Origin of the sequence: Roseateles sp., from assembly GCF_031397715.1 — a bacterium.
In the GTDB taxonomy this organism is placed as follows: Bacteria; Pseudomonadota; Gammaproteobacteria; order Burkholderiales; family Burkholderiaceae_C; genus Paucibacter_A.
The window spans coordinates 1-8,653 of record NZ_JANNMI010000479.1 but is presented as its reverse complement, the minus strand read 5'-3'; the positions used below and the strand labels follow the sequence as shown (position 1 = coordinate 8,653).

The 8,653-nt window shown below is 61.5% G+C and carries 10 protein-coding genes and 1 pseudogene; 8 read left to right on the top strand and 3 right to left on the bottom strand.

The genetic code is table 11. The annotated features are described in order from the left end of the window. From RMO57_RS21260 to RMO57_RS21240, 5 genes and pseudogenes are all read left to right on the top strand, one after another. A pseudogene (locus RMO57_RS21260) lies at positions 1 to 253 on the top strand (SAM-dependent methyltransferase); the annotation flags it as partial. Between the two features lie 65 nt (positions 254 to 318). Further along, complete coding sequence (locus tag RMO57_RS21255) at positions 319 to 582, top strand: CopG family transcriptional regulator (RefSeq protein WP_310390069.1); 264 nt, start codon at positions 319 to 321, stop codon at positions 580 to 582. Next, on the top strand, positions 582 to 1,016 hold the full coding sequence (locus tag RMO57_RS21250; RefSeq protein ID WP_310390067.1) for a TA system VapC family ribonuclease toxin: 435 nt from the start codon (positions 582 to 584) through the stop codon (positions 1,014 to 1,016). The genes RMO57_RS21255 and RMO57_RS21250 overlap by 1 nt, the downstream gene beginning before the upstream one ends. Next, entirely contained in the window at positions 1,013 to 2,194 is a 1,182-nt protein-coding gene (locus tag RMO57_RS21245) for a DegT/DnrJ/EryC1/StrS family aminotransferase (RefSeq protein WP_310390065.1), read from the top strand. Before RMO57_RS21250 ends, RMO57_RS21245 begins: the two co-directional genes overlap by 4 nt. An 8-nt stretch (positions 2,195 to 2,202) precedes the next feature. After that, positions 2,203 to 2,796 (top strand): sugar transferase, encoded by a 594-nt coding sequence (locus RMO57_RS21240; protein WP_310390073.1) that lies wholly within the window; start codon positions 2,203 to 2,205, stop codon positions 2,794 to 2,796. 6 nt (positions 2,797 to 2,802) lie between these two features. Here RMO57_RS21240 and RMO57_RS21235 read toward each other — a convergent pair whose 3' ends face one another. Beyond that, positions 2,803 to 3,366: a Uma2 family endonuclease gene (locus RMO57_RS21235; RefSeq protein ID WP_310390063.1), complete on the bottom strand. Its 564-nt coding sequence runs from the start codon at positions 3,364 to 3,366 to the stop codon at positions 2,803 to 2,805. 103 nt (positions 3,367 to 3,469) lie between these two features. On the opposite strand from RMO57_RS21235, the gene RMO57_RS21230 reads away from it, so the two are divergent. After that, entirely contained in the window at positions 3,470 to 5,338 is a 1,869-nt protein-coding gene (locus tag RMO57_RS21230) for a nucleoside-diphosphate sugar epimerase/dehydratase (RefSeq protein ID WP_310390061.1), read from the top strand. A gap of 132 nt (positions 5,339 to 5,470) precedes the next feature. Here the strand turns inward: RMO57_RS21230 and RMO57_RS21225 are convergent, their stop codons facing one another. Then, positions 5,471 to 5,725: a hypothetical protein gene (locus RMO57_RS21225; RefSeq protein WP_310390058.1), complete on the bottom strand. Its 255-nt coding sequence runs from the start codon at positions 5,723 to 5,725 to the stop codon at positions 5,471 to 5,473. A 519-nt stretch (positions 5,726 to 6,244) separates the two neighbouring features. On the opposite strand from RMO57_RS21225, the gene RMO57_RS21220 reads away from it, so the two are divergent. Continuing rightward, on the top strand, positions 6,245 to 6,523 hold the full coding sequence (locus RMO57_RS21220; protein WP_310390056.1) for a DUF1778 domain-containing protein: 279 nt from the start codon (positions 6,245 to 6,247) through the stop codon (positions 6,521 to 6,523). 89 nt (positions 6,524 to 6,612) lie between these two features. Further along, entirely contained in the window at positions 6,613 to 6,795 is a 183-nt protein-coding gene (locus RMO57_RS21215) for a hypothetical protein (RefSeq protein ID WP_310390054.1), read from the top strand. A 552-nt stretch (positions 6,796 to 7,347) separates the two neighbouring features. Here RMO57_RS21215 and RMO57_RS21210 read toward each other — a convergent pair. Next, the gene (locus tag RMO57_RS21210) at positions 7,348 to 8,565 is read right to left on the bottom strand and encodes a glycosyltransferase family 4 protein (RefSeq protein ID WP_310390071.1); all 1,218 of its coding nucleotides are present in this window, start codon (positions 8,563 to 8,565) and stop codon (positions 7,348 to 7,350) included. Between the last annotated feature and the right edge of the window lie 88 nt (positions 8,566 to 8,653).

The following is an 8,653-nucleotide window of genomic DNA, read 5'->3' as shown; positions in this document are numbered from 1 at the left end:
CTGGCTCAAACCCGGTGGGGCCGTGCTTTGGTATGACTTCACCATCGACAATCCGCGCAACCCGGATGTGCGCGGTGTGCCAATGAAGCGGGTGCGCGAGTTGTTCCCTGACGCGCGTATCCAGTCTCAGCGCCTGACCTTGGCGCCACCCCTGGCTCGTCTCGTCTGCCGCCTGCATCCGAGCGCTTATTCACTCTTCAATAGCTTTCCTTGGCTGCGCACCCATGTGCTGGCCGTGGTCGAGAAGCCCTGAGATCCGCTGTACTACAATTTACATCAGCGCATCAGCGCATCAGCGCATCAAATGAAGGAAAAGCCATGCGAACCACGCTCGATATTGAAGATGACTTGTTGCTGGCCGCCAAGGAGTTGGCCCGGCGCGAAGGCGCCAGCGCCGGCGCCATCGTGTCGCGCCTCTTGCGTCGGTCTTTGACCGGTCTTGATGCCACGCCAGCTTCAAGCAAGAGCAGCCACGGCCTTGTAGACGCCAGCAACTGCGGGTTTGAGCCCTTTGCCGCCAAGCCGGGCGTTGTCACCAGTCTGGATGAGGTCAACGCCTTGCGCGAGGCCGAGGGTATTTGATGCTGCGTTCCTTGCTCGACGTGAATATCTTGGTTGCCTTGCTCGACGGCGGCCATTTGCATCACGGCTTGGTCAGCGACTGGTTACGGAACGCACAAGGTGGCGGCTGGGCGTCTTGCCCGCTGACGCAAAACGGCTGTTTGCGCATCCTGTCCTTGCCGGCCTACCCGAACCCGCAGCCGGTGGCATTGGTCGCGCAGCGTTTGGCCAGGGCCGTTGCTCACCCCAGCCACCAGTTCTGGCCCGACTCGCTGAGCCTGCTGGACCCCGGCCGCCTGCAATGGGACCGCATGCTCAGTTCGCGCCAAGTGACCGACACCTATTTGCTGGCGCTGGCCGTTGAGCAAGACGCATGCCTGGTGACCCTCGATCAGGGCATTTCACTGCAAGCCGTCCCAGCGGCCAAGCCTAAAAACATATTGACCTTGCTATGAGCGTCCAATCCCCACAACCCAAGGATTTGCCATTTTTGCCTTTCGCCTTGCCCGAGATCGGCGAGGACGAAATCAATGAGGTGGTCGACACCCTCCGTTCCGGCTGGGTCACCACCGGCCCCAAAGCCAAGCGCTTCGAGCAGGATTTCGCCGCCTTTTTGGGTGAACCCCAAATCGAGTGCATCGCCGTCAACTCGGCCACCGCCGGCCTGCATCTGGCGCTGGAGGCCTGCGGCATCGGCCCCGGCGATGAGGTCATCACCACCACCCATACCTTCACTGCCACCGCCGAAGTGGTGCGTTACCTGGGCGCCGATGTGGTGCTGGTCGATATTGACCCGGCCACGCTCAATATCGATCCCAAACTGGTAGCGGCCGCCATCACGCCGCGGACCAAATGCATCATCCCGGTCCATTACGCTGGCCTGGCGGTGGACATGATCGCCATCCTTGACATCGCCCGCAAGCACGGCCTGCGGGTGGTCGAAGACGCCGCCCACGCCTTGCCAACCACCTTGGAGCGCGAGTTGATCGGCACCATGGGCAGCGACGCAACGGTGTTCAGCTTCTACGCCAACAAGACCATGACGACCGGTGAGGGCGGCATGCTGGTGACGCGCAATGCCGAGCTGGCCAAGCGGGCGCGGGTGATGCGCTTGCACGGCATGAACCGCGATGCGTTTGACCGTTTCACCGCCAAGACGCCGAGCTGGTTTTACGAGATCGTGGCGCCCGGTTTCAAATACAACCTGACCGATATCGCGGCGGCGCTGGGTATCCATCAGCTCAAGCGCTTGCCGGCCTTTCAAGCCCGGCGCGAGGTGATCGCACAAGCCTACAACGCTGCTTTTGCCGACCTACCGCTGATCTTGCCGCCCGAGGCGCCCGAGGGCGATGTGCATTCCTGGCATTTGTACGTCTTGCGCTTGGGTGACGAGTTAGAGATCGAGCGCGACGTCTTCATCGAGCGCATGTATGCGCTGGGCATAGGCTGCAGCGTGCATTACATCCCGCTGCATCTGCAGCCCTATTGGCGCGAGCGTTATGAGCTGCGCCCCGAGCAGTTCCCGCATTCGCAAAAAGCCTTCGAGCGCAGCTTAAGCATCCCGCTCTACACCGCCATGACGGATGCTGATGTGCAACGGGTGATCGCGGCGGTTCGATCGATAGCAGGCTGATGGGCATGCTGGTCAAGCGGCTTGCCGATATCCTGCTGTCAGCGCTCGGTCTTGTGTTGCTGGCGCCCTTGCTGTCGGCGCTGGCTCTGTGGATCAAGCTGGACTCGCCCGGCCCGGTGTTGTTCAGGCAGCAGCGGGTAGGGCGGCGGGGCCGGCTGTTCTTCATCCACAAATTCCGCACCATGCGGCCAGATGCACCCAGCCTGGGCCCGCAAATCACCATCGGCGCCGACCCTCGTGTCACCCGCGCCGGTCAGGTTTTGCGCCGCTACAAGCTGGATGAGTTGCCGCAACTGTGGGATGTCTTGCGCGGTGCGATGAGCCTGGTCGGGCCGCGCCCCGAGGTGCCGCGCTATGTGGCGCTGTACCCGGCCGAGTTGGCGGACCTGGTCTTGTCGGTGCGGCCTGGCATCACCGATCTGGCGTCAATCGAATACCGCGATGAAAGTCGTCTGCTGGCTGCAGCCGCCGACCCTGAAGCCTGCTACGTCGAGCAAGTGATGCCCGCCAAGCTGGCGCTGGCGGCGCGGTATGTGCAAACGCGCAGTTTCGGCGGTGATCTGGTTTTGCTGTTGCGGACCGTGAAGGTGCTGGCCCGCTAAGCTTGATTACTCGTCCACCTCGGCAAACAGCACGTCTGCGTTGATAGTCAGCTCGACGCTGGCCAGCGTGACGGCCTGGCCGGCGTCAAAAGGGTGAAGCAGCCAGAGCCCGTCGGCAGCGCGGCGGTAGACGTCGCAGCGGCGCGAATTGACGTCGATGAAGGCCAGTTCCTGCAGCGAGGCAATGCGGCGGTACTGGGCGAACTTCTCGCCTAAATCGTAGGCGGCGGTGCTGGGCGACAGCACTTCAACGATCAGCTTGGGTTCGCGCTTGATCAGCGGACTGGCACGATCGGCATCGCTGCAGGTCACCACGACATCGGGGTAGAAGTAGCTGGCACTTTCAAACGCCTGCACCTTCATGTCAGCAATGAAGGTGCGGCAGGGCGAGCCGGCAAGGTGCTGGCGCAGGGCCATCGCCACATTGAGGCTGGTCGTCACATGGCCGCCCTCGGCGCCCGCCATTGCATAGACCTCACCGTTGACGAAGTCATGCTTTTCGGGCTGCAACTCCTCCCAGGCCAAGTATTCCTCACCGGTCATCTTGATTCTCAACGCTGCTTGTCCCATGGCTGAATCTCCCATCGTGAAGTCCTGCTGTGCAATGCGGCTGATTATCTGTCCAGCGCTAAAGCCCGAGTGACTGAAGTTTGCCCCGACAATCGCGCCCACTATGTTCTGGCTCTCACTCGACGGTTTTTTGACCCGCATCCGCCCCTACCGCGAGGCGCTCTCAATGTTGCTGGACGCGGCCGTGGTGGCGCTGGCCTGGCAGGCGACCTATCTGTTCCGGCTCGGTTTCGAGCGCTGGGTGTCGGCCCGCCCGGACTACGACGGCTGGGTCTTGCTGGGCCTGGTGGGCCTTTATGTGTTGGTGCTGTGGCTGTTGCGCGTGCCCAAAGGCATGTGGCGCTTCAGCGGTTTCGGCGAGGTCAAGCGCTTGGCGGCAGTTTGCGCGATTGCCGGCACGCTGGGCGCCACGCTGGTGCTGATGGCTCATTTGAGCGGTGTGCCGCGCGCCGTTTTGGCCCTGCACCCGCTGTTCAGTTTGATTGCGCTGGCGATGATGCGCCTGGGTTATCGCATGCTGTACGAGCACATGCGCGGGCGCATCAGCGGCAGCTCGGTCGAGGCACACCGGGCTCTGGTGCTGGGCGCGGGGCAGGCCGGGCGTTTGGCGGTGGCCGGCATACAGCACCAGGGTTGGGTGGTGGTGGGCTGGCTTGATGACGACCCGGCTAAATGGGGTGCGCGCGTGGCCGGCATTCCCGTGCTGGGCCGGCTGGACGAAGTCGCGCGCTTTGCGCCGATGCACGGCATCACGCATCTGATCGTCGCCATGCCCTCGGCCGCACCCGCGCAGCGTCGCCGCGCCTTGGATCTGGCCGGCCAGACGGGTCTGCATGTGTTGACCGTACCTAATTTGGAGGAATTGCAGACGGGTAGCAAGGTCGACCAGCTCCGCGACATCGAGCCCGAAGACCTGCTGGGTCGTGCGCCGGTGCAGCTGGACGAGGGCGGCATCAGCGAATGCATCAACGGCAAGGTGGTGCTGATCACCGGTGCCGGCGGCAGCATAGGCAGCGAGCTGTGTCGGCAGGTGGCGCGTTATGGGCCGCGCCTGCTGGTGCTGTACGAGCTAAGTGAAGTGGCGCTTTACCTGATCGAGCAGGAGTTGTCCGAGAAGTTTCCGCACATCCCCTTAGCAAGACTGATCGGCGACGTGAAGGACCTGGAGCACCTGCGCCACACCTTCAATAAATACAAGCCACAAATCGTTTTCCATGCCGCCGCCTACAAGCATGTGCCCTTGATGGAAGTGGACAACGCCTGGGTCTGCCTGCGCAACAACACCTTGGGCACCTATCACGCAGCACTCGCAGCGGCCGAAAGCGGCGTGGAGCGGTTCGTCTTGATCAGCACCGACAAGGCGGTCAACCCGACCAATGTGATGGGTGCGAGCAAACGCGCGGCCGAGTTGGTGCTCAGCCATTTAGCAGGGCAGGGCTTCGCCACCAAATTCATGGCCGTGCGTTTCGGCAATGTGCTGGGCAGCAGCGGCAGCGTGATCCCCAAGTTCAAGCAGCAGATCGCCAAAGGCGGCCCGGTCACCGTCACCCACCCCGACATTACCCGTTACTTCATGACCATCCCCGAGGCCGCACGCTTGGTGGTGCAGGCCGCCGCCATCGGTGAAACCGGGCAGGTGCTGGTGCTGGACATGGGCGAGCCGGTGCGGATTGTTGATTTGGCGCGCGACATGATCCGCCTGTCCGGCCGTGGCCAAGACGAGATCCAGATCGAATTCAGCGGCCTGCGCCCGGGCGAGAAATTGTTCGAGGAGTTGCTGGCCGACAGCGACACCACGCTGCCGACGAGTTGCGCCGGTTTGGCGCTGGCCCGCTTGGATGACAGCCGGCAAAGTGCCGAGGTGATGGGCTGGCTGCTCAATGGGGCGGGCGCGCTGGGGCGGGCCGATGATGCGGTGGCGCGCAGCGCCTTGCGGGAGTTGTTGGGGACGGCGTTCAGTTCGAGGCCTTGAATGAGGTGCGGTAGTTGTTTTGGCTTAGCACCCAATTGCTGGCTGCCTTCGGCAACCATTGCGCTGATGAACAATGACCTTTGATCCTCTGGTGCCCAACAGCATCGAATCAGTTTGCCCCGTAGGCCACGATCAGTGCATTGCGAGGGCGCCATCCAAGACCCGCGCCCAAAGTTGCAGTACGACCGGATCCAACTCCTCGATGACGTTCAGTCCATGACTGAGCTCGAAGCTGGAGTCAAAGTAGCCGCAGCCGCCGCGCACCGGCTCGGGACCCAAGAAAACCAGGCAAGAGGCTTGCTCGGACCCGTTTGACCCGTCCGAGCCGATTGAGGCGAGAGGGGCGATGAGCGCGGTAGCGATGAGGGTGGCGGCCTGGACTTGCATTTCTGGACTCCAAATCGTTGGTTTCGGGCGGGAGCTGCTCGGGCTGTGCAGTGCAGCAATATTCGGCGCTGGCGACCGCTACTTCTATCCTTCTGATGGTGGAGTCGGAGGGGCTCGTGGGGGGTGTCTCCCCCAAAGGTAGGAGCCAAGCGCACTTTGGGGGCGCTGGCGGAGTGGAGCGCCGCAGGCTTACCGCTCACAGTGCAGTGGCTGAAGCGGTGGCTCCGCACATCAATCACGACCCGGCCGGCGTGAATTTGCCCAGCGTGTGGGACCAACTCCCACGCCAGCTGTATTTGGGGGATGCCCAATTTGCTGAAGTCTTGGGTAAGAAAATCGGCGTTAGGCCCTCAACGGATACAGAGATACCGCGGCTGCAAAGCCGCGCCTCAGCGCCTCCGCTGGCCCAGTTTGCAGCCATGCCGGCGCGCAAACCGGCCATCGTGCAAGCGTACGCAATCATGACTTATCCTGACAGCGTCCGGACGCTACGATGAGGCCCTCAAAGAGGAGGCTCCGATGCCAGTTGCCAATCATTCCAAATCCGAGCGCATTGATGTGCGCGCCAGCACCCCTGTGAAGGTGCTGCTTCAGGAGGCTGCACGCGCGGCTCACAAGAACGTCAGTGAGTTTTTACTGGAGGCCGGCATCAATGCCGCCAACCAGACTCTTGCGGACCGGCTGCGCTTTGTGTTGACCCCGGATCAGTGGGGCGCATTTCAAGCAGCGCTGGACCGACCCGTCGTGAGCAAACCCAAGCTCAAGCAGTTGCTCAGTGAGCCGGGTCTGTTGGGGTGAGTTCAAGGTCTTACGAATCACCTCGCAAGCTTGCTGCAGACGACAACACCGAAGTTTTCGACTCTGGGCAACCGGCGCTCGGCCAATTCTTGCAGCGCTTCGCCCTGACCAAGCCGAAAGCCAACAGCGCGCAGACCTATGTGAGCTGTCAGAAGGGTGCTGTCGTTGGCTATTACAGCCTGGCAGTCGGCAGTGTTGAGCCAGAAAACGCTGCGCCCAGAGTGCTCAAGGGCATGGCGCGCCACCCCATACCCGTCATGATCCTGGCCTGACTGGCAGTTGATCTGAAGCATCAGGGCGTGGGGCTAGGAGCCCGGGCGGCAGAAAGATCGGCGGCTGCGAACCGACCGCAGCCGTCCAATCGGCACCGTCTTTTTGCCCCATAGCCGGGCTATGGGGCTGCAAATCCGGCACCAAATGTCCAGGCTGGGGCCGATTCTCGCTTTCGCCGCCTTCTGCCGCCCGGGCTCCTAGGGCGTGCATTGCTCAGGGATGCCCTCTTGCGTACCGCCCAAGCGGCAGACATCGCAGGCATCCGGGCACTGCTTGTCCATGCCAAGGATGACGCTGCCCGCCACTGGTATCTGAACTGGGAATTTGAGCCCAGCGAGACAGACCCATTTCATTTGTTCTTGTTGCTCAAGGACCTGAAATCCGCCCTGGGTACTTAGGAACTAAGTAAGGACTTGACCGCCGGCTTATCTCAAGAAAAAGGAAGTGGGCAAAGTATGAAAGCAAGATCTGACCCCGGGCATTCTGCCGGGCAGTCCGCGAAACTGGCTCCGATGTCTGCCGCTTGGCTATTTTGGTGGACAGGCGGTAGGTCAAACCGTTGGGTTGGCTAGCCAACTTTCTAGTTGATTCATCAGTGCGTTGCGATTGAAGTTTTTCTCGCAGTAACTTTGCCCACGCTGGCCCATTTGTAGGAGCTCATGTTCGTCGAGGTCAGCCAAACCGATGGCTTTTTGAGCGAGGGCTTGCGCATCGCCTGCAGCACACACGTAGCCTGCAGCCGAGTCTTGGATGACGCGGGCACCTTCGCCGTCCAGCATGCCCAATAGCGGTTTTCCTGCTGCCAGATAGCTTTGAACTTTGCCTGGAACGGTCATGCTGAATATGGGTTCGGCCTTGAGAGACACTAGCAAAGCGCCGGCGCCTGCAAAAAATGCGGGCATGCGATCCAGACCATGACGCCCGAGCATGAAGAAGGTATTTTGAAGGCTCTGCGCGGCAATCTCGGCCCGCACCTGCGGTGCAGCCCGCCCGTCACCAACAATCAGCCAGTGGATATCGGGTCGGTGGCGCGTTAAATGCGCGGCACGCAAGATGGCTGGAAAGTCTTGGGCTTCGCCGATATTGCCGGCGAACATGATGTTGAAGCAATTGCGGTGCGGCTCCAGCTCAGGGGCTTCTTGAACAGTGGCAGCGCTCGCGTCGAATATTTCTTCAGACCAGGCCGGGAAGTAGCGATTTTTCTCCGGCGCCTTAGACCAGCGTTCGATTGGTTTGAAGAAGGCTCGAGATTGAGCCAGTATCAAATCGCAATGGCCATAAATGAAAGTGCATAGTTTGCCGACCTGATCCAAAAGACGCGGGTTTTTGACGACGCCTATTGCCGACAGCGTGTCGGGCCAAAGGTCCAGCACCCACATCGAAAGCGGCGCGCGCTTGATTCGCTTGAACAAAATCGCAGGCAAGGCCGCCGTGATCGGCGAGGTCTCAAACACGAAGATGGCATCGAAGCCCCGGCCGCGCAACAGCCACGGCCCCATGACGCAACCCCAGAACACAAAGCTCCAGTAGTTGAGCACCAGGCGCAAGCTGCCTTTGCCGCGTGGCCGCAATGGGACGCGTAGCACAGCGGCCCCGGCATAGGTGGCAAAAGCGTCGGGGTCGGCGCGATAGGCTGCGTGGATTTCGCCCTCTGGGTAATTGGGCCGCCCGGTCAGCACCGTAACCTGGTGACCGCGAGCACTCAGCTCCGAAACGACCTCGTTGACGCGAAAACTCTCCGGCCAAAAGTACTGGCTGACAACAAGCACCCTCAAACGTCAGCCCTCACTCGTACTGGCGCCAGACCACCCGCTTCACGTAGTCGGTGTAGCTGTGGATGATGCGCAGAACCTTGTC